Genomic DNA, 25331 nt, shown 5'->3' on the forward strand with positions numbered 1-25331 from the left:
CTCAGTCCCTGTGTTCGACGACATGACGGCCGCGCACCATGCGGACGAAGGGCAGGGGCCGGTCGGGATGGGTCAGCCGCTCGGCCATCTCGCCCAGGACGAAGCGGGTGATGGCGGGCAGGTCCAAGCGCTGCGCCTCGTCCAGCGGCAGCCAGGCGATCTCGTCCAGTTCGCCAGAACCCTCGATCCGGTCGGGATCGCGCAGGGCCTCGACCGGGGCCATGAAGAAGCGGGCGTCGAAACGGCGCGTGCGGCCCGGCGGGGTGATGGCGCGGGCCACGTAGGACAGGACCGACAGGTCGGGCAGGGCGCCCGCCTGACGATATTCGCGCCACGGTCCGGCGACCGAGGCGGGCGGGGCGAGGCGGCCCAGGATCAGGCCGGTCTCCTCAAACGTCTCGCGCACGGCGGTCAGGGCCAGGGCGCGGGCGCGGCGGGCGGGCATTTCCGCCTCCAGCCGCCGGGCGACGTCGGATGACAGCTCGCCGGTGGAGGCGGCGATGAAATCGGACCGGTCAATGCGGCCGCCGGGGAAGACCCACTTCGAGGCCATGAAGACATGGCCGGGGGCGCGGCGGCCCATCAGCACTTCCGGCCGGTCGCCGCCGCGCGTCAGGATCAGGGTGGCGGCGTCCTTGGGCCGCTGGCCGCCGCCCGTGCGCGGGGCGTCGGCCAGGTCCTGGGCGGCGTCGAAGGGCTTCACCGCCGCTTGCCCTTCCGAACCCCCTTCAGCCCGCCGGAGGGGCGGCCGCCCTTGGGCGGTTTGGGTCCGCCGGGACGCTTGGCGCCGCGCTTGGGCGGGCCGTCGCCGCCGCGTCCGCGGATGCCGTAGCGGGGGGCGGGGGCGTTGGGATCGCGCGGGTCCGGCTCGGAAATCATTTCCAGCACCAGGCCGCCGGTGACGGGCGTGGCCTCCATCAGCTTGACCTCGACGCGACGGCCCAGCGTGAACCGCTTGCCGGTGCGTTCGCCGACCAGGGCGTGGGCGCGGTCGTCGTGGGTGAAATATTCGCTGCCCAGGGTCGAGACCGGCACCAGGCCGTCGGCGCCCGTCTCGTCCAGCCGCACGAACAGGCCGAAGCGGGTGACACCGGTGATCCGGCCGGCGAAGGTCGCGCCGACGTGGTCTTCCAGGAAGGCGGCGATGTAGCGGTCCATGGCGTCGCGCTCGGCGGCCATCGAGCGGCGCTCGGTGGTCGTGACCTGTTCGGCGATGGCGGTCAGTTCGGCGATCTCGCGGTCCGTCAGCCCGTCCGCCCCCAGGTTCAGGCCGCGGATCAGGCCGCGATGCACGATCAGGTCGGAATATCGCCGGATCGGCGAGGTGAAGTGGGCGTAGCGTTCCAGGTGCAGCCCGAAGTGGCCGACGTTGTCAGGCGAATAGACGGCCTGCATCTGGGTGCGCAGGACCACCTCGTTGACCACCTCGGCGTGGGGACCGTCGCGGGTCTCGTCCAGCAGCTTGTTGAACCGCTTGGTGGTCGGCGCCTCGCCCTTGTTCCAGGGCATGGCGATGGTGTGCAGGAAGTCGGCCAGGTTGAAGATCTTCTCCTGGCTGGGCGCCTCGTGGACGCGATAGATCAGCGGCGTGCGCGCCTTCTCCAGCGTCTCGGCGGCGCAGACGTTGGCCTGGATCATCATTTCTTCGATCAGGCGGTGGGCCTCCAGCGACTTGCGCGGCTCGATGGCGCCGATGCCGCCGCCGGGGTCCATCAGCACCTTGCGCTCGGGGCTTTCGATGGCCAGGGGGCTGCGGCGGTTGCGGCCCTTCAGCATGGTCGAATAGGCGTTCCACAGCGGATAGAGGATCAGGTCCATGATCGGACCCGTCACATCATCCTGCTGGCCGTCGATGGCCGACTGCGCCTGTTCGTAGGACAGCTTGGCCTGCGACCGCATCAGGCCGCGCAGGAACTTGTGCCCGGTCTTGCGGCCTTCCTTGTCGAAGATCATGCGCACGGCCATGCAGGCGCGGTTCTCGCCCTGTTTCAGGCTGCACAGGCCGTTGGACAGGATCTCCGGCAGCATCGGCTCGACGCGGTCGGGGAAGTAGGTCGAGTTGCCCTTGTCGCGCGCCTCGCGGTCCAGCGCCGAGTTGGGCCGGACGTAGGCGGCCACGTCGGCGATGGCGACCCAGACGACCCAGCCGTCGGGGTTCTTCAGGTCCGTGTCGCGCTCGGCATAGACGGCGTCGTCGTGGTCGCGGGCGTCGGCCGGGTCGATGGTGATGAAGGGGACTTCGCGCAGGTCCTCGCGGCCCTTCAGCGTCGGCAGGGCCTGATCCTCGGCCTCGCGCTCGACCTGTTCCGAGAAGCCGGTCGGCAGGCCGTGGGCGTGGATGGCGATGATGGAGGCGGCGCGGGGGTCGTCCTCGCGGCCGATGCGCTCCAGGATCTTGCCGCGCTTGGGCCCGTAGCGGTGGTCGCCCTTTTCGATCGAGGCCAGCACCAGGTCGCCGTCGCGCAGGTCGCCCGCCTGGGCCGAGGGGATCAGCAGCACGTCCTTGGAGCGCTTGTCGACCGGCTCGACGCGGGTCTCGCGCGCCGACTTGCGGATCACGCCCAGGACGCGATTGGTCCCGGCGTCCAGCCGCTTGACCAGCCGGGCCTCCCAGCCTTCGGCGCCGCGCGAGAACTTGACCAGCAGCCGGTCGCCGACGCCGGGCGCGGGGCTCTTGCCCTCTCGGTCAGGCAACAGAATCGCGCGCGGCGCGTCCTCGCCGCCCTTGACCAGTTCGACGTAGAGCTCGCCGTCGGCGTCGCGGTCGACCACGTCGGCCACGCCCACGGCGGGCAGGGCGCCGGCTTCGGAAAAGCCCTTGCGGCCGCGCTTGCCCAGGGCGCCTTCGGCCTCCAGCGTCTTCAGCATTTCGCGCAGTTGGCGGCGCTCGATGCCCTTCAATCCGAAGGCGCGGGCGATGTCGGCCTTCTCGGCCTCGCCGGCTTCGCGCAGGAAGGCGATCAGGGTGTCTTTGTCGGGCAGGCCCGCGGCGGGGCGTTTCGGCGTCTTGGTCATTGCGTCCTATGTAATGCGCTTCGGGGCAAATGGGTGAAAACTTGCGTGAGTTGACCGCGAGGACGCCGACGCCCAGCTTCCGCCCCTGAACACGCCTTTTCCGGAGCCTTCCGCATGTCGATGTCCGACGCCCCCGTCCTGATCCGCCCCGTCGGATCGTTGCTGGACCTGATCGGCAAGACGCCGATGGTCGAGGTGACGCGGATCGACACCGGCCCCTGCCGCCTGTTCCTGAAGCTGGAGAGCCAGAACCCTGGCGGCTCCATCAAGGATCGTATCGCCCTGTCGATGATCGAGGCGGCCGAGAAGGCGGGCTGGCTGAAGCCGGGCGGCACCATCGTGGAAGCCACCGCCGGCAACACTGGCCTGGCCCTGACCCTGGTCGGCAAGCAGAAGGGCTACAAGGTCCTGCTGGTCATCCCCGACAAGATGTCGAAGGAGAAGATCCAGCACCTGCGGGCCATGGGCGCCGACGTGCGCCTGACCCGTTCGGACGTGCCGCACGGCCACCCCGAATACTACACCGACATGGCCGAGCGCCTGGCCCAGCAGATTCCGGGCGGTTATTTCGTCAACCAGTTCGCCAACGACGCCAACTCGGACGCCCACTTCAAGACGACCGGCCCTGAGATCTTCGAGCAGATGGAGGGCAAGGTCGACGCCTTCGTCGCCGGCATCGGTTCGGGCGGCACCATCACCGGCATCGCCCGCTACCTGAAGGCGCAGGGCTCGGACGCCCAGATCATTCTGGCGGACCCGGTCGGTTCGGCCCTGGCGGGCCTGGTCAACGAAGGCGTGGCGGGGCCGGACGGCAGCTATGCGGTCGAGGGCATCGGCCAGAACTTCATGCCCGAGACGGCCGATCCCGACCTGATCGACACGGCCTATTCCATTCCGGACTCGGAGGCCATCGCCACTGTGCGCGAACTGCTGCTGAAGGAGGGCATCCTGGCCGGATCGTCGTCCGGCACCCTGATCGCCACGGCCCTGCGCTGGTGCCGCGAACAGACCGAGCCGAAGCGGGTCGTGACCTTCGTTTGCGACACTGGGGCCAAGTATCTGTCCAAGGTCTATAACGACGCCTGGCTGGCCGATCAGGGCCTGACCCAGCGCGAACTGCACGGCGACCTGTCGGACCTGATCACTCGCAAATACGCCAACGGCGACGTGGTGGTGATCGGCCCCGACGACACCCTGGACACGGCCTTCAAGCGGATGAAGGGCGACGGCGTGTCGCAACTGCCGGTCATTCAGGACGGCCGCCTGGTCGGGATTCTGGACGAGAGCGACATTGTTCACATCATGAACACCGACGACATCACCCGTAAGGAGCGCTTCGCCATGCCGGTGTCCTCGGCCATGACGCGCGATCTGGACACCCTGCAGGTGACGGAAACCCTGGACGCCCTGATCCCGATCTTCGACCGCGACCGGGTGGCCATCGTTCTGGACGGCGAGGCCTTCGTCGGCCTGATCGCCCGCACCGACCTGATCAACCACCTGAGCCTGAACCGGTAAGACCATGCCGACCCGGCGCGCAGCGGTGGGCGTTCTGGGCGGCGTCGTCCTGACGACGCTGGGCGGCGCCGCCGTGGCGCAGGCCGCGCCTTTCGAGGGCGTGACCTTCGACAGCGGCGGCAAGGCGATCCGCGCCATCTACTACCCCGCTCAGGGCGATGCGCGAGGGGCGGGCGTCGTCATGATGCATGGATCGGGCGCGCGGATACGAAGCGCCGGACCCTGGCACGAACTGGCGCTGCGCTTCGCCTCCGACGGCTATTCCGTGCTGACGCCGCTGTTCGTCGATGCGGCGCCGGACGACGGTCGCCGGCCGGCGCCGGTCATGGCGGCCTGGAGGCGGGTCGGGCTGGACGGGGCTGACTGGCTTGCCGCGCGAGCGGGCGTCGCGTCGGAGCGGATCGGCCTGTTCGGCTACTCCCTGGGTTCCTACGTCGCCGTGGACGGGGCGCTGGGGGGCGGGCGAGCCGGCGCCGCCATCGGCCTGGCGGGCGGAGTGGATGTCTATACGCCGCGAAATCCACGACGGCATATCCCGGTTCTGGTCCTTCGGGCCGAGAACGACGCCCATGTGAAGCCGGTCAACACGGCGGCCTGGGTCGATTTCATGCGCGCCCATGAGGTGCCGGTTCGGGTTCAGGTGCTGCGCGGCGCCGGCCACATCTTGAATACCCAGCAATGGGCCGAGGTCTTCACCCGGTCCGCCGAATTTTTCGACGGCAACATCGGCCGTCGCCGAGACAGGATACGATCATGAGTTCGCTGAAAAACAGCCAGGGCTTCTCGACCCGCGCCATCCACGCCGGCCAGAAGCCCGACCCGACGACGGGTGCGGTGATGACGCCGATCTACGCCACTTCGACCTACGCCCAGGAAAGCCCGGGCGTGAACAAGGGCTATGAGTATGCGCGCGGCAAGAACCCGACGCGCGAGGCCTTCGAGGCCTGCATCGCCGATCTGGAGGGCGGGGTTCAGGCCTTCGGCTTCGGGTCGGGCATGGCGGCGACCTCGACGGCGCTGGAGCTGCTGGACGCCGGGTCGCACATCGTCACCGGCGATGACCTGTACGGCGGCTCGTGGCGGCTGTTCGAGCGGGTGCGGCGCCGGTCCATGGGGCTGGACTTCAGCTACATCGACCTGACCGACCTGGCGGCGGTCGAGGCGGCCGTCACCGACAAGACGCGGATGCTGTGGGTCGAGACCCCCACCAATCCGCTGATGAAGCTGGCCGACATCGAAGCCCTGTCGAAGATCGCCAAGGCGCACAAGCTGATCCTGGTGGTCGACAACACCTTCGCCACGCCGTGGAGCCAGCAGCCGCTGGCCCTGGGCGCCGACGTGGTCATGCACTCGGCGACCAAGTATCTGAACGGCCATTCCGACATCGTCGGCGGGGTTCTGGTGGCCAAGGACGCCGAGATGGCGGCCCAGCTGAAGTTCCTGCAGAACTCCATCGGCGGCGTCATGGGGCCGTTCGACGCCTTCCTGGCCAACCGGGGGCTTAAGACCCTGGGCCTGCGCATGAAGGCGCACAATGAGAACGCCATGGCCGTGGCGCGCTGGCTGGAGGATCGGGCCGGGGTCGCCAAGGTCATCTATCCGGGTCTGATCAACCACCCGCAGCACGAACTGGCCGCGCGCCAGATGAACGGCCGCTTCGGCGGCATGGTCACGGTGCTGATCGACGGCGATCTGGAGCGGACCAAGCGGGTGCTGGAGCGGGTGCAGGTCTTCACCCTGGCCGAATCCCTGGGCGGGGTCGAAAGCCTGGTGAACCACCCGGCCATCATGACCCACGCCAGCGTGCCCAAGGAGGTCCGCGAGGCCGGGGGCGTCACCGACAACCTGATCCGCCTGTCGGTCGGGGTCGAGAACGTCGAGGACCTGATCGCCGACCTGGATCAGGCCCTGAGCTGAATCGTTTGAACTGAAGTCAGGCCGTCCTGTCGGGCAGGGCGGTCTGATGGCCCGTGACGGGGGGCAGCTTCTTCTTGGGGGCTGCGCGCTTGCGCACGACCGCGGCCTTGGGCGCGGCAGCGATTTCGGCCAGGCGGGCGTCGATCAGCGGAATGATGTCGGAGGCGGAGGCGACCTGAACCGGCGAGCCGGTTTCCACGAGGCGAGCGGCGTTGGCGCGCAGGGCCTTGAGGTCGGCTTCGTTCAGGGTCGGAATTCTATCGGCCAGGGAAGTCATGGGCGTCTCCAGATGGCGTCAGGGCCGGCGCGCATGCGGCCGGCCCCTCAGCGGATAGAAAGCGAGTTCGGCGGCTTTTCAGCCGCCGATCAGGGCTGAGGTCAGTCAGCAGCCTGAAGACGGCCGGCGGACTCTTTGCCGCTGCGGCTGTCGCGTTCGATTTCGTAGGAGACTTTCTGGTTTTCGTTCAGCGAACCGAGCGAAGAGGCCTCGACGGCCGTGGCGTGGACGAAGACGTCCTTGCCGCCATCATCGGGCTGGATGAAACCATAGCCCTTGGTGGAGTTGTACCATTTGACAGTGCCGGTAGCCATTTTCAGGACTCCCCGTTTGAGTGGCCGCAGGAAGGATATCCTGAGGGCCTGTCGGGTCTGAATGGGATCGGCTTTGGACCTCGGTGCGCGATGCAAAGGGGCAGCAGCGTTTCGCAGAGAGATCGACGACCTAGAGGTGGGCGCTTTGCCGCCCATTAGCAAGGGCGGGGCCTCAAAAGCCTCAAGCGGTGGCCAGAAACGAAAACGGCGGCGACAGCCGAAGCCGTCGCCGCCGTTCGAAATCCGCGCCGAATGAACGGCGCGAGAAATCAGCCTTCGGTCTTCAGTTGACCGGCCGATTCCTTGCCCGAGCGACGGTCGCGCTCGATTTCGTACGAGACCTTTTGGTTCTCGTCGAGGCCACGCAGGCCGGCAGCTTCGACAGCCGAGATGTGCACGAACACGTCTTTGCCGCCGTCATCCGGTTGGATGAAGCCGTAGCCCTTGGTGGAGTTGAACCATTTCACAGTGCCGGTAGCCATTTTCAGGACCTCCGCTAGTCGTTGGCCTTAGGGAACAGCCCCTTTGGCCTGTCGGGTCTGAATGGATCGGCCTAGTCCTCGGTGCGCAGAGCAAAGGGGCAGCAGCGTTACGCAGAGAGATCGACGGCGATAAAATGGACGGCATTCGCGGCCAAAGCAAGACCCCTTGATTCAGGCGTCTTGTTCTTGGTCGACAGGCGCTTCGGCACCGCCGGCGAAGTTCTCCTGACAGCGCTTGCGCAGGGCGGCGGTGATGGTGCCGCCGTAGAGACTGTCCTGAATGCGGTCGTAGCCTTCGCTCTGCAGGGCCTGTTTGACGTCGCTGACCGTACGGCAGACACCGCTTTCGGCCAGCTGGTAAGCGCGCTCTAGGGTGGTGGGGCGGAAAGTCATGCCACTAACGTAGGGACTTTCCGCCGATTGGCCACCGTTGATCGGCCAGGAAGTCAGAAGGCGTAGTTGACGCCCGCGACCAGGGCCGAGCGATACTGTTCGCCGGGAACGTCGGCGTCGGTGTCGTACCAGCGCAGCGACACATCCATCTTGGAGGTCAGGGCGTAGCTGCCGCCGATGTTCCAGCCGGTGTAGTCGATGCTGTTGTCCTGCTCGCGGCGACCCACGGCGACCGAGCCCGACAGCTTGTCGGTGAAGGCCCAGCCCAGTTGACCCTCAACCCAGGTCCAGGCCTCGGTCGAGCCGGTGCCGTCCGGCGAGTGCTGCAGGCGCAGGCGCGCCTTGGCCGGGCCGATCGAGCGCTTCATGTCGGCGGTGAATTCCCAGGCGTCGTCGTCATAGCCGGGGTTGGCGTCGAAGCGATACTTGTGGGCGACGTTCAGGTCGAAGTCGAAGCCGGCGAACTCGGGACGGACGCCCAGGGCCAGTTCGTTCTCCAGCTTGGAGCCGCCGGCGTCGATGGTTTCGAGGGTGCCCGAACCGTAGAAGAGGCCGCTGGCGCTCTCCCATTCGGCGGTGCCGAAGACGTAGGCGTCGCCGTCGGACTTGGAGGCGTCCTTGGAGCGGTTGTCGGTCGCGGCGCCGACCTCGAAGGACCATTTGCCCGCATCCTGGGCCTGGGCCGTCGTGGACAGCAGGACCAAGGGGGCGGCGGCGAGAAGGGCGACGTTCGTCAGGGTGCGGAGCATGAAGGGCCTCGTGAAAGCGACGGCCCGCCTCTAAAGACGCTTCTTATCGAATTTGTCACAGGCTTGCGAAAATTCGTCCGTCATCCGCGCGACAAGCTGAGCCGTTGTGGGGATGTCGTGCACCGCGCCCGAGCCTTGCCCCGCCGACCAGATGGTCTTCCACGCCTTGGCTTCCTCGCTCATGTCCAGCTTGTGTTCGGGCAGGGACTTGGGGTCGATCTTGTTCTCGATCAGGGACGGGGTCAGGAAGTTGGCGGGGATGCCCGAGACGGCGGGCGTGTAGGTGATGTCGGCCGAGCCCGACTGGACGATCAGGTCCTTGTAGTGAGGCTGGGCCTCGCTCTCGGTCGTGGCGATGAAGCGGGTGCCCATATAGGCGAAGTCGGCGCCCATCATCAGCGCCCCGGCCACGTCCTGACCCGTCGAGAGACAGCCCGACAGGATGATGGTCCCGTCAAAGAAGCTGCGGACCTCGTTGATCAGGGCGAAGGGGTTCACCACCCCCGCATGACCGCCCGCGCCGTTGGCGACCAGGATCAGGCCGTCGACGCCGGCCTCGGCGGCCTTCCTCGCATGGCGGACATTGGCGATGTCGTGGAAGACCACGCCGCCATAGCCGTGGACCGCGTCCACCACGTCGCGCACTGCGCCCAGCGAGGTGATGATCAGCGGCACCTTCTCCTCCACCGAGACCATCATGTCGGCCATCAGGCGCGGGTTGGTCGGGTGGACGATGTGGTTGACGCCAAAGGGAGCGGCGTCCGGTTTCAGCCGCGACTTGATCTCTTGCAGCCACTCCCGATAGCCCTCGGTCGTGCGCTGGTTCAGCGAGGGGAAGGTGCCGATCACGCCCGCATTGCACGTCTCGACCACCAGATCCGGCCCGGAGACCAGGAACATGGGGGCCGCGATGACCGGCAGCTTGAGACCGGACTGCAGGGAAGCGGGAATGGCCACGGGGGGCTCCTGGGTAGTTTCTGCGGGTTGTTTTAAGGGACGCTAACCGGGTGTCGCGGGGGAAGGCAATCGGCTCTTTCCTCCCCATGAAATGGGGAGGGGGACCGCGTAGCGGTGGAGGGGCTGCTTGGCCTCAACCCGCCCCTCCGTCACGTCGCCTTCGGCGCCGCGCCACCTCCCCATGGAATGGAGAGGAGAAAAACAGAGTCCAATTCGTCTGAATCGTCTGAAATCCTCCCTCGGAGCGATCCTGCTTCGACCCACATCCTACCACGGCCAGACCGGGCGCCAGGCCGAATGTCGAATCCCCGTCGTGGGGCGAGGATTTTCTTTGCGGCGCCGAACGCCTAAATGGCGGGCATGACGCACTATACCGACAGCCTGTCCCAGCTCGGCGCCCAGACCGCCGCCCCGACCAATCCCGAAGAGGCGGTGCTGGAACGCGTGCCCAATCCGCACGCCGACACGCTCTATGTGGCGCGCTTCACCGCGCCCGAGTTCACCAGCCTGTGCCCGGTGACGGGCCAGCCCGACTTCGCCCACATCGTCATCGACTATGTGCCCGGCGACTGGCTGGTCGAGTCCAAGAGCCTGAAGATGTACCTGACCAGCTTCCGCAACCACGGCGCCTTCCACGAGGACTGCACCGTCGCCATCGGCAAGCGCCTGGCCGACCTGCTGCAACCGAAATGGCTGCGCATCGGCGGCTACTGGTACCCGCGCGGCGGCATCCCCATCGATGTCTTCTGGCAAACCGGCGCGCCCATCGAGGGCGTCTGGCTGCCGGATCAGGGCGTCGCGACCTATCGCGGGCGGGGGTGAGGGGGCGGGGGATCAGTTTTCGCCGCAGCGCGCCCTGATCCCCCGGCCGTCTCGATCAGAGCGACGACAGTTCGACGGTGAGCACAATCGCGACCGGCACGTGGCCGGGTAGATTGCGGACGCCGCAGACCGACCGGACATGACCCGCCCGCTCGCCGAACGCAGCGGCGAGGAGGTCGGACGCGCCGTCGAGCACGAGCGGGTGCTGGGCGAAGTCTTCGGTGCAGGCCACGTAGCCGTCCAGCCGAACGACCTGCTTGACCCGGTCGAAGCCGCCCAGATGGGCGTGAATATGGGCTAGGGCGTTCAGCACTGACAGCTGTGCGGCCTCGCGACCTTCGTCCACCGTCAAGGCGTCGCCGAGCAGGCCCTGGTGCGTAAAGCGTCCATTGAGCAAGGGTCCCTGCATCGACACATGAAGCATTGAGCCTGCTTCGACCACGGCGCGATAGGCGCCGAGGGGTTGGGGTGGTTGTGGAAGCGCGATTCCTCGCGCTTCCAGCCGTTGCATCACGTCGTCAGTCATGGATCGACTCCTCACAACCTTGTCGGTCACGCAGCCCAGGGCAGCAGGATGATGTTGCCCCGGACGTCGGCGTCGGCAATCCGACGGTGGGCGTCGGCCGCCTTTGAGAGCGGCAGAACGCTGTCGATCATCGGCTTGATCTTGCCGTCCCTGATTGGGTCGAGCCAGGCGGCGAAGTCCTCGATATCGCCGACCAGGGTGCCGCGAAGTTGCTTCTGGGCGAAGAAGAAGTTGCGGATGTCGAAGGTCACTTCCGTGCCGGCCATGAAGCCCATGGCCACGACGATGCCGCGCGGTTTCACGGCCTCGATGGTTTGCGCCAGGACGCTGCCGCCGAGATTGTCGATGGCGACATCGACCCCCTGGCCGTCCGTCCAGGTGTTCAGCGCATCGACGAAGTTCTCGTGACTGGTGTTGATCACGAGTTCAGCGCCGAGGCTGGCGGCAAGGGCCGCCGAGGCGTCGTCCAGCACGGTCGTGGCCACGCGTGCGCCGAGCGCCCGCGCCACCTGGATGCTCATCATGCCGGTGCTCGACGCGCCGGCGTGAACCAGAACGCGATCGCCTGCCTTGACCTCGCCGACGATCTGCACCGAGCGAATGGCGATCAGCAGCGAGACGGGCAGGGCGGCGATCTGCTCGACCGGCAGGCCCGTGGTGTCGCGCAGCAGCCATGCCTCCGGCACGACGATGTACTGGGCATAGGTTCCCGAGACGTGGGCGCCGGGGATGGCGTAGCTCGCGGCCGTTGTGACGGGGCGAATGTCCTTTTCCTTCGGGTCGGTCGGGTAGCCAGGCGTGGTGATGACGCGGTCGCCGATGCTGAAGCGGCTGGCGCCGGCGCCCAGTTCGACGACTTCGCCGACCGCATCCGAACCCAGAATATGGGGGAAGGCGAGGCTGGGCGAGATCTGACCCAGGCGGACATAGTGGTCCAGCCGATTGATCCCGACGGCCAGGACCTTGATCAGAACCTCGCCCGAACCCGGACGCGGGATGGCCATGTCTTCGATCTGAATTTGTTCCGGGCCGCCAAAGGCCCTGATAACAGCGGCTTGCATTGTCGTTACTCCAAATGTCGGCGCGGAGACCGCGTCTGATCGCCTTCACGACCTCACCGGGGGCGCGTTTGAACGCGGTCGGAAAAGTCTTCTGTGAAAGTTCAAGGAGCGATATAGAGTGTAGGGATAGTTTTGGAATTAGGCACCTTTTTGTGCCGTAGGCACCTAAAGGTAACTATGACAAACGAAAGCGATCAAAAGCCCGCTCAAGGCTTTGTTCTCAGGGAAGATTGTCCACAGAGGCGCGTCCACTACATCCTGAACGGCAAGTGGACATCCATGGCGCTGTATGCGCTAAGCCATGGGGCGATGCGGACGGGTCAACTGGAACGAGCGCTGCCGGGCATCTCCAAGAAGATGCTGACCCAGACGCTCAGGGACGTGGAATCCAGCGGTCTGGTCAGCCGCAAGGTGTTCGATGTCGTGCCGCCCAAGGTGGAGTATTCGCTCACGGAACTGGGGCAGGTCTTTATCGAGCCGCTGCGCGCGATCTACGACTGGGCCGAGAAAAATGCGGCCGCCTTGGATCAGCTGGACCGAAATCGTGAGCGAGGGTGAGCCTGTCATGACCGCCTCCCGTCTCCCGCTCGAAGCCTGGGGCCGTCGTCTGATGACCCGCGCGGAGGCGTGGGCGGATCGGGGGCGGTGGCGGGGGTATGCCTATGAGTTCCTGTGGTTCGGGCTGAAGCAGGGGTGGGCCTGTCTGTTCGGCGGGGCCATGCTGGTGCTGCTGGTCGGGACGCATCTGTTGTGGCCTGAGGGCGGGGCGCCGGTCGCGCGCTACGACGTTCTGGTCATCGGGGCGCTGGCCATTCAGGGGCTGATGCTGGCCTTCAAGCTGGAGAGCTGGGAGGAGGCGCGGGTCATCTTCCTGTTCCATGTCGCCGGGACGATCATGGAGCTGTTCAAGACGGCGCACGGGTCGTGGCTGTACCCCGAGGACTCGCTGTTGCGGATCGGGGCGGTGCCGCTGTTCTCGGGTTTCATGTATGCGGCGGTCGGCAGCTATATCGCGCGGGTGCAGCGCATCTTCCATATCCGGGTGCGGAGGTATCCGCCGCTGTGGACGACGTGGGTTCTGGCGGCGGCGATCTACGTCAACTTCTTCGCCCATCACTGGCTGCCGGACGTGCGGATCGCGCTGTTCGCGGCGACGGTGCTGCTGTTCGGGCGGGGCTGGTTCTACTTCACCGCAGACCGGCGGCGGCGGTCGATGCCGCTGCTGCTGGGCTTTGGGCTGGTGGCCCTGTTCATCTGGTTCGCCGAGAACCTGGGGACGTTCGCGCGGGCCTGGGTCTATCCGGGGCAGGCGGACGGCTGGGAGATGGTCAGCCTGAACAAGCTGGGGGCGTGGTTCCTGCTGATGATCATCTCGGTGGTGCTGGTGTCGTTGGTGCACCGGCCGGAGGCGGAGCCCCGTGCGCCGACCTAGGGCCGCCGCTCGACCTTGTGCGCCATGACCGGGCGGGGGCGTTCCAGCGGGGGTTCGGTCAGGGTGCCCAGGTGGATGAAGCCGGCGATGGTCTCGCTGTCCTGGACGCCGAACAGGGCGACGGCGGCGGGGTCGTAAGAATACCAGTCGGTGATCCAGCTGGCCGAGTAGCCCAGGGCGTCGGCGGCGTGTTCCAGGTTCATGCAGACGGCGCCGGCCGACAGCTGCTGCTCCCACACCGGGACCTTGTGGCCCTGGATCGGGGCCGAAACGACCATGACGGTCAGGGGCGGATTGGCCAGCTTGGCCAGGACGGCCAGGTCCTTGTCGATGCGGCCCTGGGTTTCGGCGAGGGCGGCGAGGGCTTCGGACAGGTCGGCGCGGCTCTGCGGGCCCAGCACCACGAAGCGCCAGGGGAAGAGCTTGCCGTGGTCTGGGGTGCGGGCGCCGAGGGACAGGATCTGCTCGATCTCAGCCTCGGACGGGCCGGGCGCGCTCAGCAACTGGGCCGAGGCCGAGCGGCGGGTCGCCAGGCGGGTCAGAACCACGTCCGAACGGACGGGCAGGGGCAGGGCGGCGTTGAGATCGGTCATGCCGTCTAGCTAGGATTTCGTCGCGCCCGGCGCCATAGCCAGGGCGTCGGCAAAATCGCGGCGCCTTGACGGTGGCGGCGGCGTTCGGGGCCTCATATGGCCGGCGAAGGCAAACGGCTCGCCGTGCTGGCGCGGGCCATGCCGGGCGCGTAGGATCGCCGCCTGAGAACGGAGGGCCGATGGCCAAGCTGGAAATCGTGCCGCAACAGCCGGGCCTGTGGGCGCAACTGCGCGCCGCGGCCGAGGACGCCGCGCGCGAGGAGCCGCGTCTGGCCTCGCAACTGAACGCCGTGGTGCTGGCGCACGACGATCTGGCGGGGGCGCTGAGCTTCCAGATCGCGCGCAAGCTGGGCGATGCGGAGCTGGGGGCCATGTCGTTGCGCGAGGTGGCGCTGTCGGCCTTTGCGGCTGATCCCGGCATCCTGGCGGCGGCGGAGGCCGACCTGAAGGCGGTGCAGGACCGCGACCCGGCGATCCGGTCGCTGTTGCAGCCCTTCATGTATTTCAAGGGGTTCCAGGCGCTGCAGGCGTGGCGCGTGGCCCATTGGCTGTGGGGGCAGGGGCGCGACACCCTGGCCTTCCACTTCCAGAGCCGGATTTCGGAGCTGTTCCAGCTGGACATCCATCCGGCGGCGCGGATCGGCTCGGGCGTCTTCATCGACCACGGCACCGGCATCGTCATCGGCGAGACGGCGGTGGTTGGGGACGAGGTGTCGATGCTGCACGCCGTGACCCTGGGCGGGACCGGGGCCGAGCGCGGCGACCGTCACCCCAAGATCGGCCGCGGCGTCCTGTTGGGCGCGGGGGCCAAGGTGCTGGGCAATATCGTCATCGGCGACTACGCCAAGGTGGCGTCCGGGTCCGTGGTGCTGAAGCCGGTGCCGGCGGGCTGCACGGTGGCCGGGGTGCCGGCGCGCGTGGTCAACTGCCCGACCGACGCCACGCCCGCGCGGACGATGGACCACACCCTGGCCGACATCGCCTATGATTACGTGATCTGAGGGCCGCTGCGCCTGTGGACGTCTGCGATGCGGGCTTCCCACGACGAAGCGGCTTCTCTAGGTTCCCCCGCCTACGACACGTCAACGACACCAACGAGGCTACCCCCGTGAAAGAATCCGATCTGAAGCGCGTCGAGACGCACCTGAAGCGCACCTTCAACCACGGCGGCATCAAGGTGAAGGCCCGCAAGGTCGCCGACTCCGCCGAAGTCTATGTCGATGACGAGTTCATCGGCGTGGTGTTCGAGGACGAGGACGAGGCCGGCTCGTTCATGTTCGAGATGGCGATCCTGGCCGAAGACCTGCCGCAGGACTAAAGCCGCGTTTCCAGGGATTTCTCTGGAAAGCACGCACGAAAAAGGCCGGAGGGGCGAACCCTCCGGCCTTTTGTCGTTTCAGGCGATCACCAGCCGAACAGACGGGCGAAGAAGCCCTTCTTCTTTTCGGGTTGGGGCGCGGCGGGCGCCGGTTGCGGAGCCGGAGCCGGAGCCGGAGCAGGCTTGGGCGCCGGGGCGGGGGCGGCGGCGGCCGGAGCAGGGGCGGGCGTGGGAGCCGGCGTCGCAGCAGGGGCGACAGCGGCCTTGGGCGCTTCGACCGGCTTGGCGGCGGGTTTCGGAGCAGCGGCGGCCTTGGGGGCGGCGGCCTTCTTCGGCGCGGCGGTCTTCGCAGCGGCCTTGGGAGCGGCGGCCTTGGCGGCGGGCTTTGCCGCCGCCTTGGGTGCAGCGGCCTTCGCGGCCGGAGCCTTGGCGGCGGCTTTCGGAGCGGCCTTGGGCGCAGCCGCCTTCACGGCCGGCTTGGCGGCGGGCTTGGCTGCTGCCGCCTTGGGCGCGGCGGTTTTCGGCGCGGCTTTCGGTTTTGCAGCGGCCTTGGGCGCCGCAGCGCTCGACTTTGCCGCCGGTTTCGGCTTGGAAGCGGCAGGCGCCGCTTTCGGCGCAGCAGTTTTCGATTCAGACGGTGCTTTAGCCATGGATACCCGGACCCTTAAATGGACACGGGCGATCCGCACGCCCGCACTCGTGATTCGTTATCATAACGGTGTTTGAGAAATGTCCGAGTCCGCAGTCCAGGTAATCGCACGCGGCGAGCGCGCCGCCGCTGAATCCGCCGCCGCCGCGATCGACGCCAACCCCGTGCTGGAAAACGCGACCTACTCGATCCTGGAAGAGGACGAGGACAAGGGGATCTGGCGCATCGACGCCTTCCCGACGACGGACGAGGAAGCCGAGGGCATCGCCGAAATCCTGCGCGCCCAGGGCGAACTGGAAGTGATCGTCGAGAAGCTGGCCGACGCCGACTGGCTGGCCATGTCGCTGTCGGGCCTGCCGCCGGTCGAGGCCGGGCGCTTCTTCGTCTATGGCGCCCACGATCAGGGCAAGATTCCCGAGGGGCGGGTCAACCTGAAGATCGACGCGGGCGCGGCGTTTGGCACCGGCCACCACGGCACGACGGTCGGCTGTCTCGAAGCCTTCGACAAGCTGTTGCAGACCGAGACGTTCGACAAGGTTCTGGACGTCGGCTGCGGCACGGGCGTTCTGGCCATCGCGGCGGCGCGGACCGGCTCGCCCATCGCCGTCGGCACCGACATCGACGAGCCTTCGGCCCGCATCGCTAACGAGAACGCCCAGATCAACGACGCCAAGTGCGAGTTCTATTTCGCCGACGGCCTGAGCGATGCGCGCATCGCCCAGCACGCCCCCTATGACCTGGTCTTCGCCAACATCCTGGCCGCGCCTCTGGTCTTCCTGGCGCCCGAGATCGGCGCCGCGTTGAAGACGGGCGGGGTCGCCATCCTGTCGGGCCTGCTGCGCACGCAGGAGGAGCGGGTGCTGGAAGCCTATCTTCCGCTGGGCTTCGTGGTCGAGCAGACCATCCACCACGACGCCTGGAGCGCCCTGCAACTGCGCAAGGGCTGAACGGGTCAGGAAGTCGCCGGAGGGCTCTAGCCCCCGGCGGCGCTCGGGCGTAATCAGCCGGGATGCGCCAGACATTCGACGAAACGACCGATCCGTCCTTCGGGGCGAAACATCTGCCCTTGCTGCGGGCGAAGATGGCCGAGCAGGGCCTGGACGGCCTGCTGGTCCCGCACGAGGACGAGCATCAGAACGAATACCTGCCCGACGCCAGCGAGCGTCTGGCCTGGGTCAGCGGCTTCACCGGCTCGGCCGGGGCGGGCGTGGTGCTGAAGGACAAGGCTGCCGTCTTCGTCGACGGCCGCTATACGGTTCAGGCCAAGGCCCAGACCGACCCGGCCCTGTTCGAACGTGTCGAGCTGAACAAGCTGGCCGCTTGGCTGGAGACCCTGACCGCCGGCTCGGTCATCGGCTATGACCCGCGCCTGCACAGCCCCGACGCCCTGGCGACCCTGCGCGCCGCCGTCGAGAAGGCCGGGGCGACGCTGAAGGCCGTCGAGCCCAACCCCATCGACCTGGCCTGGGGCGACGCCCGCCCGGCCCAGCCGCAGGCGCCGGTGGCGCCGCACGACGACCGCTATTCCGGCGAGAACGCCGCGCAGAAGCGCGCCCGCATCGGTCAGGCCATCGCCGCCAAGGGCGCGGACGTGGCGGTGCTGACCTCGCCGTCGTCGCTGGCCTGGCTGTTCAACATTCGCGGCGGCGACGTGATCCGCACGCCCCTGCCGCTGGGGCAGGCGGTGGTGAAGGCCGACGGCACGGCCAAGGTCTTCCTCGATCCGGCCAAGATCACCAATGAACTGCCCGGCTGGCTGGGCGACGCCGTGACGCTGGAGGCGCCGGAGGCGCTGCCCGCCGCGCTGGACGCCCTGTCGGGGCAGAAGGTGCTGATCGACCCGGCCGTGTCCTCGGCCTGGTATTTCGACCGCCTGGAAGCGGCGGGCGCCGGCATCGTTCGCGGCATGGACCCCTGCGCCCTGCCGCGCGCCCAGAAGAACGCCGTCGAGATCGAGGGCAGCCGTCAGGCGCATATCCGCGACGGCGCGGCCCTGACCCGCTTCCTGCACTGGGTCGATACGGTCGCCCAGAAGGAGCTGCCGGACGAGCGGGCGGTGGTCGAGGCGCTGGAGGGCTTCCGCGAGGCGACCGGGATGTTGAAGGACCTGTCCTTTGATACCATCGCCGGGGTCGGGCCGAACGGCGCCCTGCCGCACTACAAGCCGGTCGGGGCCAAGATACGTCCGATGGAGGCGGGCAGCCTACTGCTGGTGGACGGCGGCGGTCAGTATCTGGACGGGACCACGGACGTGACCCGCACCATGGCCATCGGCGAGGGCTCGGCTGATCAGCGCCGCATGTTCACCCTGGTGCTGAAGGGCCACATCGCCATGGCGGTGATCCGCTTCCCCGCCGGGACGACGGGGCATCAGCTGGACGCCGTGGCGCGCCAGCCGTTGTGGAACGCCGGCTTCGACTTCGACCACGGCACCGGCCACGGCGTCGGCTCCTATCTGGGCGTGCATGAGGGACCGCAGCGCATCGCCCCCTACGTCAACACCCAGCCGCTGCTGACCGGCATGATCCTGTCGAACGAGCCGGGTTACTACCGCGAGGGCGAGTGGGGCATCCGCATCGAGACCCTGCAGGTCGTGACCGCTCCGGCTCAGGTTCCGGGCGGCGAGCGGCCGATGCACGGCTTCGAGCAACTGACCCTGGCGCCGCTGGATCGTCGCCTGATTGATGTCTCGCGGCTGACCGCCGACGAGCGCGTCTACGTCGACGCCTATCACGCCGAGGTTCTGGCCAAGGTCGGGCCACTGTTGGCCGACGGGGTGCAGAAGGACGAGGCGGCGCTGGAATGGCTGAAGGCGCAGACGGCGCCGCTCTAGGCCGATGATCGGCGCCATCGCCCTGCTGCTCGTCTGCCAGTTGGCGGGCGAGGCTGTTCACCGGCTGACGGGCCTGCCCCTGCCGGGGTCGGTGATCGGCATGGTGCTGCTGCTGGCCTGGCTAGCCCTGGTCCCGAGGGAGCGGCTGACGCTGGCCCAGGTCACGGGCTGGCTGACGGCGCACCTGTCGATCATGTTCGTGCCCGCCGCCGTCGGCGTGATGCAGGAGGGGGCGATCCTGTCCCGCTATGGCCTCGGCATTGTCGTGGCGGTGGTGGTTTCGACTCTGCTGACGCTGGCGGTGACGGCGCTGGTGTTCCGCGCCGTGGCGGGGCGAGAGCCGGGGCCTGAAATCGAGGAGAGCGCGTCGTGAGCGATCTGATCGCGACGCCCCTGTTGTGGCTGGCGGTGACGCTGGTGGTGTTCGAGGCGGCGGATCTGCTGTCGCGGCGCAGTGGGCGGCATCCGTTGTGCCATCCGGTGCTGCTGGCCACGCCGGTGCTGATCGGCGTCCTGCTGGCGACCAAGACGCCCTATCCAACCTATGCCGAGGCGACGCAGGTGCTGGGCTTCCTGCTGGGACCGGCGGTGGTCGGGCTGGCCGTGCCGATCTGGGCGCAGCGAGCGACGATCCGGCGTCTGGCCAAGCCGCTGACCTGCGCCCTGCTGGCCGGGGCCGTGACGGCCATTGTCAGCGCCGTGGGCATCGTCTGGCTGTTCGGGGCTCCGGCCGAGATCATGGCCTCCATCGCCCCGCGCGCCACGACCACGCCGGTCGGCATGGCGGTGGCCTCGCAACTGGGCGGCATCCCGTCGCTGGCGGCGGTGATCGTGCTGATGTCCGGGGTGATCGGGGCGATGACGGCGACGCCGTTGCTGAACCTGCTGAAGATCACGGACTACCGGGCGCGGGGCTTCGCCGTCGGGGTGTCGGCGCACGGATTCGGCGCGGCGCGGGCCTTTCAGGTGGATCAGACGGCGGGCGCCTTCGCCAGCCTGGGCATGGCGCTGAACGCGGCGGCGACGGCGACGATCCTGTCCATCGTCGCCGCCTTCTTCTGACGACCGGGTCCTACTGGATGCGGGTCCAGGTCTGGGTCTTGCACAGGGGGGCGACGATGCAGCCGCGCAGGCGCAGGCTGTCGGCGCTGGTCATGGTGATGGTGCCGCGATAGGTGCCGCCGTCGGCCGGATTATAGACCGAACCGCCGCGCCATTCGGTCGGCCCGCCGGTGAAGCCGCTCAGCATGGTCAGGCCGCGCAGGGTGCGGTTGCGCTGGGCCTCGTTCTTGTTGTGCTCGTCGCGGGCGTTCGGTTCGGCGCGGATATGGGCGGAGGTCACGAGCGTGCCGCACAGGGCCTGACCGCAGCGGGCGATGCGCACCTGACCGCCGTTGGTCGGGGTCTGCCACAGGCCGGTCGGATCACTGGCGAGGGTGGGCGAGGCCAGGGCTGCAGCGACGACGGCGGCGGCCGCCAGGACGGAGATCTTCATCGGCGTTTTCCTTCAGACGGATCGTTGAGCCGATCCTTTGGGTGAAGGGTGGTCCCGGTTTCGGTCTGAAACAAGGCTCAAATTTGTGAACTTCGATCAATGATTACATGACCTTAGGTCAATATTGAGCGGCGCTCGAGGCTAAGGTGATGGATTTGGAAGGCTTTCTCCTCCCCACAAAGTGGGGAGGTGGGTCGGCGGCGGTAGCCGACGAGACGGAGGGGCCGCCTGGTTCTGCTGTCCTGGCCCCTCCACCGCTTCGCGGTCCCCCTCCCCATGGAATGGGGAGGAAAAGGAGGTTGCTCAGGCCGCGCGCGGGCGACGCGGACGAGAGCCGGCGGAGGAGCAGGGGCTGTAGCCGCCGGCGTGCAGGCGTCCGAGGCTGATCCCCGTCGCCTGTGCGAGCGAAGCGGCGCAGGCCGCGTCATGCCTCCGCAGGGTCTCCAGCGCCACTGAGGCGCAGGCGAAGGCGTCTTCGGCGGCGTCGTGGTGTTTGAATTGGATGCCCAGTTCGGCGCAGACGTTGTTCAGCTTGTGCGAGGCGAACTCGGGCCAGGTGATCTGGGCCAGCTTGACGGTGCAGAGGTAGTCGAACTCGGGGTAGGCGAGGCCGTAGTGGTCGCAGGTCCCGCGAATGACGCTGACGTCGAAGGCGGCGTTGTGGGCCAGAACCGTCCGGCCCTGCAGACGCGGGGCGATGGCGGCCAGGACGGCGGGGAACTCCTCGGCGTCCTCGACCTGATCCGGGCCGATGCCGTGGAAGGCGATGTTGAAGCTGGCGAAGCGCATGCCCGGCGGGCGGATGTAATGATGCTCGACGGACTCGATGACGCCGTCGTTGATCCAGGCGAGGCCGATGGAGCAGGGGCTGGAGCGCTGCTCGTTGGCGGTTTCGAAGTCGATGGCGACGGCGTGCATCAGGCGATCATAATCTAGGCGATAAGGGCCAGCCACTCGTCCTCGGTCAGGACGGTCACGCCGTGCTTTTCGGCGTCCTTCAGCTTGGACCCGGCGCCGGGGCCGGCGACGACGTAGTCGGTCTTTTTCGACACCGAACCCGAGACCTTGGCCCCCAGGCTCTCGGCGCGGGCCTTGGCCTCGTCGCGGGTGAAGCGTTCGAGGGAGCCGGTGAAGACGACCGTCTTGCCCGCCACGGGGCTGTCGGTCGTCGGAGCGGCCACGTCCTCGACCTGGGTCAGTTCCGCCAGCAGGGCGTCCATGACGGCCTGGTTGTGCGGTTCGTGGAAGAAGTGGGCCAGGGCCTCGGCGGCGACGGGACCGACGCCGGAGACGCCCGCGATCTGGTTCAGGATTTCGGAAGGGCCTTCGTTGCGTGCCACGGCGGCCCAGCGGGTCAGGTCGGTCCAGCCGCCGGAGATTTCGGCCAGCGAGCGACGCGCGGGGGCGGCCATGCCGGGGAAGGCGAGGGCGATCTTCTGATCCATCGGCGCGGCGGGCCAGGGATCGTCGGCGGGCGGGCGGGCCTCGGCCATCAGGGTTAGGACGCGCGGCGAGATGGCGTGGGTCGCGGCCAAGGCCTTCCAGTCGTCGCTGGCCAGACCGTTCGATGCGGCCATGCAGGCGTCGCGGAAGGCGGTCCAGCTGCCGAAGGCTCGCGACAGGACCAGCGAGGTCTGCTCGCCTATGTCCGGCACGCCAAGGCCGAAGATCAGGCGGTCGAGACTGATGGTGCGGCGGGCGTCGATCCCGGCGATCAGGTTGCCGACGCTGGTCTCGCCATAGCCGTCCTCGGCGCGCAGCAGGGCCAGTTTCTGCTCGTCGCGGGCGAGGCGGAAGATGTCCGCCGGCTCCTTGATCCAGCCGCGCGCGTGGAAGGCGATCAGCTGCTTTTCTCCAAGTCCTTCAATGTCGAAGGCGCGGCGGCTGACAAAATGCTTTAAGCGCTCGACGATCTGGGCGTCGCAGATCAGGCCGCCGGTGCAGCGGCGTTTGACCTCGTCGCCCTCGCGCACGGCCTCTGATCCGCAGACGGGGCAGACGTGGGGGAAGGCGAAGGAAACGGCGTCTGCGGGGCGCAGGTTTTCGACCACGCCGACGATCTGGGGGATGACGTCGCCGGCGCGTTGCAGGATGACGGTGTCGCCGATGCGCACGTCCTTGCGGGCGATCTCGTCCTCGTTGTGCAAGGTGGCGTTACGGACCACGACGCCGCCGACGGTGACGGGGTGCAGGCGGGCGACCGGGGTCAGGGAGCCGGTGCGGCCGACCTGGATGTCGATGCCTTCCAGAACGGTCGTGGCCTGCTGCGCCGGGAACTTGTGGGCGATGGCCCATCTAGGGCTTCTGGCGATGAAGCCAAGGCGCTGCTGCCAGTCCAGCCGGTCGACCTTGTAGACCACGCCGTCGATGTCGTAGCCGAGGCCGCTGCGGTCGCTCTCCAGCCCGCGATAGATGTCGATCAGCCCGTCCGCGCCGATGACCTGACGCGAGCGGTCGTTGACCTGGAAGCCCCAACTGCGGAAGGCCTCCAGCGCGCCGTGCTGGGTCTCGGCAAACGGGGCCGAGGTCTCGCCCCAGGCGTAGGCGAAGAAGGTCAGGGGGCGCTGGGCCGTGATCTTCGGATCCTTCTGGCGCAGCGAACCGGCGGCGAAGTTGCGGGGGTTGGCGTAGGTGCGCTTGCCTTCCGCTTCGGCGGCGGCGTTGAAGGCGTCGAAGGCGTCGTTGGGGGCATAGACCTCGCCCCGGATCTCGATGACGTCGGGCCAGCCCGAACCGCTGAGAGTCTGCGGGATGCTGGCCAGGGTGCGCAGGTTGGCGGTCACGTCCTCGCCGGTCTTGCCGTCGCCGCGTGTGGCGCCCTGGACCAGAACGCCCTTTTCATAGCGCAGGCTGGCTGACAGGCCGTCGATCTTGGGCTCGGCGACGAAGGCGATAGGTTCGTCGCCCGGCAGTTTCAGGAAGCGGGCGATGCGGGCCACGAAGTCGCGCACCTCGCCCTCGTCGAAGGCGTTGTCCAGCGACAGCATGGGCACGCCGTGGCGGACCTCGGCGAACTGGCTGGAAACGGGGGCGCCGACGCGCTGCGACGGCGAGACGGGGCTGGTCAGGGTCGGGAAGGCGGCTTCGATCGCCAGAGCACGGCGCTTCAGATCGTCGTAGTCGGCGTCGGAAATCTCGGGCGCGGCGTCGGCGTAATAGAGGGCGTCGTGGCGGGCCAGTTCGGCGGCCAGATGCGCCAGTTCCTCGCGGGCCTGGTCTTCGCTCAGGGTTTCGACGGAAGTTTCAAACATGGGAATCGCGCGGCCGACTGGGTTAGGCAGGTTCTCTAGCACTGGCGGGGGCCGCGTCGCAGCGTCCATGACAGAAACGTAATCTGACGTCGGCCGCGACGCCCGCTAGCGTCCCGCCGACCCACTTGCCCGGAGCCCTTCATGCGTCCTGTTCTCGCCAGCCTGTCCGCAGTCGCCGCCGCCCTGACGCTGGCCGCCTGCGAGACCACGACGCCCGCAGCGACCGGGACGCCGGTCGCGGCTTTGCCCGCTGACTACACCCAGATGATGAGCGACCTGCGCATCCTGTCGGCGGACGACATGCAGGGGCGCGACACGGGATCGGAGGGCGGGGCCAAGGCGCGCGAGTACATCGTCGGTCGGCTTGAGGCCCTGGGCGTCCAGGCCTCGCCGATGGGCCGGCTGCAGCCGTGGGAGATGCAGGGCCGCACGCGCGAGGGGACCAAGACCTTCAACGGGACCAACATCATCGGCGTCATTCCCGGCACGCGCGTGGCCGACAAATACATCGTGGTCACGGCCCACTATGACCACGTGGGTGTCAACAACGGCCAGATCTACAACGGCGCCGACGACAACGCCTCGGGCGTGGCCACCATGCTGGAACTGGCCAAGCGGCTGAAGGCCAACCCGCCGGAGCACAGCGTCCTGATCGTCGCCCTGGACGGCGAGGAGCGCAGCCTGCTGGGGGCCAAGCATTTCGTCGAGGCGCCGCCGGTGCCGTTGTCCTCGATTTCGATGAACCTGAATTTCGACATGACCGCGCGCGCCGACGGCGACGGTAAGCTGTGGGTCACGGGCACCTATCAGCACCCCTATTTCCGCCCGGTGCTGGAGCGGATCGCGCCGCGCGGGACCGTCTCCCTGGCCTTCGGCAAGGACACGCCCGAGGACAAGGGCGCGGACAACTGGGTCGAGGCGTCGGACCACGCCGCCTTCCACCGCGCGGGCCTGCCGTTCCTCTATTTCGGCGTGAACTATCATGCCGACTATCACCGCCCGACGGATGACTTCGACAAGGTGGTTCCCGCCACCTTCCAGTCCTCGACCGAACTGGCGATCGAAGGCTTCCGCGCCCTGGATCAGTGGCTGGATCAGTGAGAAAGCGCGCGCTGGCCGTTGCGGCCCTGAGCGGACTGATGGCGCTGGCGGCCTGCGACCGGCCGGCGAAGTCGCCTGAACCCGCGGCGGCGTCGAAGGCGGCGGCGTTCAAGCATGATCTGCCCGAGGACGTGTCGGGCTACTATGTCCCGACCGAAGAGGTGCGGGTCGACAACTGGCGTCTGCACCACGTCTTCATGGGCCAAGTCCCGGACTTCATCGCCTGGGAGGGCGGGCAGCGAAACTCCGGCTTTGCGCCGATGATGATCGAGTTGGAGGACATGACGGGGCCGCCGCTCGAAACCGGGAACCGGCGGCGGCTGCGCCTGATCCCGGCGGCCTATGACGTGACCGAGGACCGGGTGCGCGTGCAGGCCCTGTCGGGGGGCTTGGGCGCAGTGTCGTTCGATGGAAGGCTCGACCAGGGCGCGCTGTCGACGGCGCGGCGCAATCTGGGAGACAGGGGCGTCGTCCTGAAGGGGACGCTCAAGGTCGGAAACCGGACCTTCAACAACGTGTCAATGCGGTGGTGGGCGGGGGACTGATCCCCTTTTTCCTCCCCATGAGAATGGGGAGGTGGCGCGGCGCGTTAGCGCCGTGACGGAGGGGCTGCTTTATGGCGCGGCCC

30 protein-coding genes are annotated in these 25331 nt (G+C 67.9%); 15 read left to right on the forward strand and 15 right to left on the reverse strand.

Annotated elements, in window-relative coordinates; genetic code table 11:
• Position 1: 1 nt before the first annotated feature.
• Both AC3IS2_RS04795 and rnr read right to left on the reverse strand, forming a co-directional pair.
• On the reverse strand, positions 2 to 703 hold the full coding sequence (locus AC3IS2_RS04795) for an NUDIX hydrolase (protein WP_489199509.1): 702 nt from the start codon (positions 701 to 703) through the stop codon (positions 2 to 4).
• Positions 700 to 3015 carry a ribonuclease R gene (gene rnr, locus AC3IS2_RS04800; RefSeq protein WP_489199510.1) on the reverse strand — a complete coding sequence of 772 codons (2316 nt, stop codon included), beginning with the start codon at positions 3013 to 3015 and terminating at the stop codon, positions 700 to 702. Before rnr ends, AC3IS2_RS04795 begins: the two co-directional genes overlap by 4 nt.
• 114 nt (positions 3016 to 3129) lie before the next feature.
• On the opposite strand from rnr, the gene AC3IS2_RS04805 reads away from it, so the two are divergent.
• From AC3IS2_RS04805 to AC3IS2_RS04815, 3 genes are read left to right on the forward strand one after another with little or no spacing between them, the layout of a single operon-like run.
• Entirely contained in the window at positions 3130 to 4533 is a 1404-nt protein-coding gene (locus AC3IS2_RS04805) for a pyridoxal-phosphate dependent enzyme (RefSeq protein WP_489199511.1), read from the forward strand.
• Between the two features lie 4 nt (positions 4534 to 4537).
• Positions 4538 to 5290, forward strand: coding sequence for an alpha/beta hydrolase family protein (locus AC3IS2_RS04810; RefSeq protein ID WP_489199512.1), 753 nt, complete (start codon positions 4538 to 4540; stop codon positions 5288 to 5290).
• Positions 5287 to 6450 (forward strand): cystathionine gamma-synthase, encoded by a 1164-nt coding sequence (locus tag AC3IS2_RS04815; protein ID WP_489199513.1) that lies wholly within the window; start codon positions 5287 to 5289, stop codon positions 6448 to 6450. Before AC3IS2_RS04810 ends, AC3IS2_RS04815 begins: the two co-directional genes overlap by 4 nt.
• 16 nt (positions 6451 to 6466) lie before the next feature.
• On the opposite strand, the gene AC3IS2_RS04820 is transcribed toward AC3IS2_RS04815, so the two are convergent.
• The 6 genes from AC3IS2_RS04820 to AC3IS2_RS04845 all read right to left on the reverse strand — a co-directional run bounded on the left by AC3IS2_RS04820 (position 6467) and on the right by AC3IS2_RS04845 (position 9622).
• Complete coding sequence (locus tag AC3IS2_RS04820; RefSeq protein ID WP_489199514.1) at positions 6467 to 6727, reverse strand: hypothetical protein; 261 nt, start codon at positions 6725 to 6727, stop codon at positions 6467 to 6469.
• A gap of 101 nt (positions 6728 to 6828) precedes the next feature.
• Entirely contained in the window at positions 6829 to 7041 is a 213-nt protein-coding gene (locus AC3IS2_RS04825; protein WP_184272626.1) for a cold-shock protein, read from the reverse strand.
• A gap of 269 nt (positions 7042 to 7310) precedes the next feature.
• Positions 7311 to 7523 (reverse strand): cold-shock protein, encoded by a 213-nt coding sequence (locus AC3IS2_RS04830; RefSeq protein WP_003167329.1) that lies wholly within the window; start codon positions 7521 to 7523, stop codon positions 7311 to 7313.
• Between the two features lie 171 nt (positions 7524 to 7694).
• Positions 7695 to 7916 carry a CRISPR-associated endonuclease Cas2 gene (locus AC3IS2_RS04835; protein WP_489199515.1) on the reverse strand — a complete coding sequence of 74 codons (222 nt, stop codon included), beginning with the start codon at positions 7914 to 7916 and terminating at the stop codon, positions 7695 to 7697.
• A 53-nt stretch (positions 7917 to 7969) separates the two neighbouring features.
• Complete coding sequence (locus AC3IS2_RS04840) at positions 7970 to 8665, reverse strand: TorF family putative porin (RefSeq protein ID WP_489199516.1); 696 nt, start codon at positions 8663 to 8665, stop codon at positions 7970 to 7972.
• A 30-nt stretch (positions 8666 to 8695) separates the two neighbouring features.
• On the reverse strand, positions 8696 to 9622 hold the full coding sequence (locus AC3IS2_RS04845) for an NAD(P)H-dependent flavin oxidoreductase (RefSeq protein WP_489199517.1): 927 nt from the start codon (positions 9620 to 9622) through the stop codon (positions 8696 to 8698).
• Between the two features lie 360 nt (positions 9623 to 9982).
• On the opposite strand from AC3IS2_RS04845, the gene queF reads away from it, so the two are divergent.
• The gene (gene queF, locus AC3IS2_RS04850; RefSeq protein ID WP_178828914.1) at positions 9983 to 10444 is read left to right on the forward strand and encodes a preQ(1) synthase; all 462 of its coding nucleotides are present in this window, start codon (positions 9983 to 9985) and stop codon (positions 10442 to 10444) included.
• A 55-nt stretch (positions 10445 to 10499) separates the two neighbouring features.
• On the opposite strand, the gene AC3IS2_RS04855 is transcribed toward queF, so the two are convergent.
• Positions 10500 to 10970, reverse strand: coding sequence for a RidA family protein (locus AC3IS2_RS04855; RefSeq protein WP_489199518.1), 471 nt, complete (start codon positions 10968 to 10970; stop codon positions 10500 to 10502).
• A 26-nt stretch (positions 10971 to 10996) separates the two neighbouring features.
• Positions 10997 to 12031, reverse strand: coding sequence for a quinone oxidoreductase family protein (locus AC3IS2_RS04860; RefSeq protein ID WP_489199519.1), 1035 nt, complete (start codon positions 12029 to 12031; stop codon positions 10997 to 10999).
• Between the two features lie 177 nt (positions 12032 to 12208).
• On the opposite strand from AC3IS2_RS04860, the gene AC3IS2_RS04865 reads away from it, so the two are divergent.
• Positions 12209 to 12589 carry a winged helix-turn-helix transcriptional regulator gene (locus AC3IS2_RS04865; RefSeq protein WP_489199520.1) on the forward strand — a complete coding sequence of 127 codons (381 nt, stop codon included), beginning with the start codon at positions 12209 to 12211 and terminating at the stop codon, positions 12587 to 12589.
• Positions 12590 to 12596: 7 nt separating this feature from the next.
• Positions 12597 to 13463, forward strand: a complete 867-nt coding sequence (locus AC3IS2_RS04870) for a DUF817 domain-containing protein (RefSeq protein WP_489199521.1) — start codon at positions 12597 to 12599, stop codon at positions 13461 to 13463.
• On the opposite strand, the gene AC3IS2_RS04875 is transcribed toward AC3IS2_RS04870, so the two are convergent.
• Positions 13460 to 14056, reverse strand: coding sequence for a nitroreductase family protein (locus tag AC3IS2_RS04875; RefSeq protein ID WP_489199522.1), 597 nt, complete (start codon positions 14054 to 14056; stop codon positions 13460 to 13462). The genes AC3IS2_RS04870 and AC3IS2_RS04875 overlap by 4 nt on opposite strands.
• A 179-nt stretch (positions 14057 to 14235) precedes the next feature.
• Here AC3IS2_RS04875 and cysE point away from each other — a divergent pair, with 179 nt between their 5' ends.
• Together cysE and AC3IS2_RS04885 are read left to right on the forward strand one after the other, a co-directional pair.
• Positions 14236 to 15057: a serine O-acetyltransferase gene (gene cysE, locus AC3IS2_RS04880; RefSeq protein WP_489199523.1), complete on the forward strand. Its 822-nt coding sequence runs from the start codon at positions 14236 to 14238 to the stop codon at positions 15055 to 15057.
• Between the two features lie 107 nt (positions 15058 to 15164).
• Positions 15165 to 15374, forward strand: a complete 210-nt coding sequence (locus tag AC3IS2_RS04885) for a DUF3126 family protein (protein ID WP_105564438.1) — start codon at positions 15165 to 15167, stop codon at positions 15372 to 15374.
• 86 nt (positions 15375 to 15460) lie between these two features.
• Here the strand turns inward: AC3IS2_RS04885 and AC3IS2_RS04890 are convergent, their stop codons facing one another.
• A complete protein-coding gene (locus AC3IS2_RS04890) occupies positions 15461 to 15844 on the reverse strand; it encodes a hypothetical protein (protein WP_489199525.1) in 384 nt (127 codons plus the stop codon).
• A gap of 19 nt (positions 15845 to 15863) precedes the next feature.
• Between AC3IS2_RS04890 and AC3IS2_RS04895 the strand changes: the two genes are divergently transcribed.
• From AC3IS2_RS04895 to AC3IS2_RS04915, 5 genes are all read left to right on the forward strand, one after another.
• Positions 15864 to 16100, forward strand: a complete 237-nt coding sequence (locus tag AC3IS2_RS04895) for a hypothetical protein (RefSeq protein ID WP_489199526.1) — start codon at positions 15864 to 15866, stop codon at positions 16098 to 16100.
• 3 nt (positions 16101 to 16103) lie between these two features.
• Complete coding sequence (locus tag AC3IS2_RS04900; RefSeq protein ID WP_489199527.1) at positions 16104 to 16970, forward strand: 50S ribosomal protein L11 methyltransferase; 867 nt, start codon at positions 16104 to 16106, stop codon at positions 16968 to 16970.
• 62 nt (positions 16971 to 17032) lie between these two features.
• On the forward strand, positions 17033 to 18856 hold the full coding sequence (locus tag AC3IS2_RS04905) for an aminopeptidase P family protein (protein ID WP_489199528.1): 1824 nt from the start codon (positions 17033 to 17035) through the stop codon (positions 18854 to 18856).
• A 4-nt stretch (positions 18857 to 18860) separates the two neighbouring features.
• Complete coding sequence (locus tag AC3IS2_RS04910) at positions 18861 to 19229, forward strand: CidA/LrgA family protein (protein WP_489199529.1); 369 nt, start codon at positions 18861 to 18863, stop codon at positions 19227 to 19229.
• A complete protein-coding gene (locus AC3IS2_RS04915) occupies positions 19226 to 19918 on the forward strand; it encodes an LrgB family protein (RefSeq protein ID WP_489199530.1) in 693 nt (230 codons plus the stop codon). The genes AC3IS2_RS04910 and AC3IS2_RS04915 overlap by 4 nt, the downstream gene beginning before the upstream one ends.
• Positions 19919 to 19928: 10 nt before the next feature.
• On the opposite strand, the gene AC3IS2_RS04920 is transcribed toward AC3IS2_RS04915, so the two are convergent.
• From AC3IS2_RS04920 to ligA, 3 genes are all read right to left on the reverse strand, one after another.
• A complete protein-coding gene (locus tag AC3IS2_RS04920) occupies positions 19929 to 20351 on the reverse strand; it encodes a DUF2147 domain-containing protein (RefSeq protein ID WP_489199531.1) in 423 nt (140 codons plus the stop codon).
• Between the two features lie 303 nt (positions 20352 to 20654).
• Positions 20655 to 21269, reverse strand: a complete 615-nt coding sequence (locus AC3IS2_RS04925; RefSeq protein ID WP_489199532.1) for a 3'-5' exonuclease — start codon at positions 21267 to 21269, stop codon at positions 20655 to 20657.
• 14 nt (positions 21270 to 21283) lie between these two features.
• Positions 21284 to 23602 carry an NAD-dependent DNA ligase LigA gene (gene ligA, locus AC3IS2_RS04930; RefSeq protein WP_489199533.1) on the reverse strand — a complete coding sequence of 773 codons (2319 nt, stop codon included), beginning with the start codon at positions 23600 to 23602 and terminating at the stop codon, positions 21284 to 21286.
• Between the two features lie 141 nt (positions 23603 to 23743).
• On the opposite strand from ligA, the gene AC3IS2_RS04935 reads away from it, so the two are divergent.
• Both AC3IS2_RS04935 and AC3IS2_RS04940 read left to right on the forward strand, forming a co-directional pair.
• A complete protein-coding gene (locus AC3IS2_RS04935) occupies positions 23744 to 24703 on the forward strand; it encodes a M28 family peptidase (protein WP_489199534.1) in 960 nt (319 codons plus the stop codon).
• Complete coding sequence (locus AC3IS2_RS04940; RefSeq protein WP_489199535.1) at positions 24700 to 25248, forward strand: hypothetical protein; 549 nt, start codon at positions 24700 to 24702, stop codon at positions 25246 to 25248. Before AC3IS2_RS04935 ends, AC3IS2_RS04940 begins: the two co-directional genes overlap by 4 nt.
• Positions 25249 to 25331 lie beyond the last annotated feature (83 nt).

The organism is Brevundimonas sp. KH_025 (assembly GCF_057839885.1).

Coding starts and splice junctions, on each gene's coding strand:
- rnr (WP_489199510.1), bottom strand. CDS start 3,015: ATGACCAAGACGCCGAAACGCCCCGCCGCGGGCCTGCCCGACAAAGAC.
- AC3IS2_RS04805 (WP_489199511.1), top strand. CDS start 3,130: ATGTCGATGTCCGACGCCCCCGTCCTGATCCGCCCCGTCGGATCGTTG.
- AC3IS2_RS04810 (WP_489199512.1), top strand. CDS start 4,538: ATGCCGACCCGGCGCGCAGCGGTGGGCGTTCTGGGCGGCGTCGTCCTG.
- AC3IS2_RS04815 (WP_489199513.1), top strand. CDS start 5,287: ATGAGTTCGCTGAAAAACAGCCAGGGCTTCTCGACCCGCGCCATCCAC.
- AC3IS2_RS04820 (WP_489199514.1), bottom strand. CDS start 6,727: ATGACTTCCCTGGCCGATAGAATTCCGACCCTGAACGAAGCCGACCTC.
- AC3IS2_RS04825 (WP_184272626.1), bottom strand. CDS start 7,041: ATGGCTACCGGCACTGTCAAATGGTACAACTCCACCAAGGGCTATGGT.
- AC3IS2_RS04830 (WP_003167329.1), bottom strand. CDS start 7,523: ATGGCTACCGGCACTGTGAAATGGTTCAACTCCACCAAGGGCTACGGC.
- AC3IS2_RS04835 (WP_489199515.1), bottom strand. CDS start 7,916: ATGACTTTCCGCCCCACCACCCTAGAGCGCGCTTACCAGCTGGCCGAA.
- AC3IS2_RS04840 (WP_489199516.1), bottom strand. CDS start 8,665: ATGCTCCGCACCCTGACGAACGTCGCCCTTCTCGCCGCCGCCCCCTTG.
- queF (WP_178828914.1), top strand. CDS start 9,983: ATGACGCACTATACCGACAGCCTGTCCCAGCTCGGCGCCCAGACCGCC.
- AC3IS2_RS04855 (WP_489199518.1), bottom strand. CDS start 10,970: ATGACTGACGACGTGATGCAACGGCTGGAAGCGCGAGGAATCGCGCTT.
- AC3IS2_RS04860 (WP_489199519.1), bottom strand. CDS start 12,031: ATGCAAGCCGCTGTTATCAGGGCCTTTGGCGGCCCGGAACAAATTCAG.
- AC3IS2_RS04865 (WP_489199520.1), top strand. CDS start 12,209: ATGACAAACGAAAGCGATCAAAAGCCCGCTCAAGGCTTTGTTCTCAGG.
- AC3IS2_RS04870 (WP_489199521.1), top strand. CDS start 12,597: ATGACCGCCTCCCGTCTCCCGCTCGAAGCCTGGGGCCGTCGTCTGATG.
- AC3IS2_RS04875 (WP_489199522.1), bottom strand. CDS start 14,056: ATGACCGATCTCAACGCCGCCCTGCCCCTGCCCGTCCGTTCGGACGTG.
- cysE (WP_489199523.1), top strand. CDS start 14,236: ATGGCCAAGCTGGAAATCGTGCCGCAACAGCCGGGCCTGTGGGCGCAA.
- AC3IS2_RS04900 (WP_489199527.1), top strand. CDS start 16,104: ATGTCCGAGTCCGCAGTCCAGGTAATCGCACGCGGCGAGCGCGCCGCC.
- AC3IS2_RS04905 (WP_489199528.1), top strand. CDS start 17,033: ATGCGCCAGACATTCGACGAAACGACCGATCCGTCCTTCGGGGCGAAA.
- AC3IS2_RS04910 (WP_489199529.1), top strand. CDS start 18,861: ATGATCGGCGCCATCGCCCTGCTGCTCGTCTGCCAGTTGGCGGGCGAG.
- AC3IS2_RS04920 (WP_489199531.1), bottom strand. CDS start 20,351: ATGAAGATCTCCGTCCTGGCGGCCGCCGCCGTCGTCGCTGCAGCCCTG.
- AC3IS2_RS04925 (WP_489199532.1), bottom strand. CDS start 21,269: ATGCACGCCGTCGCCATCGACTTCGAAACCGCCAACGAGCAGCGCTCC.
- ligA (WP_489199533.1), bottom strand. CDS start 23,602: ATGTTTGAAACTTCCGTCGAAACCCTGAGCGAAGACCAGGCCCGCGAG.
- AC3IS2_RS04935 (WP_489199534.1), top strand. CDS start 23,744: ATGCGTCCTGTTCTCGCCAGCCTGTCCGCAGTCGCCGCCGCCCTGACG.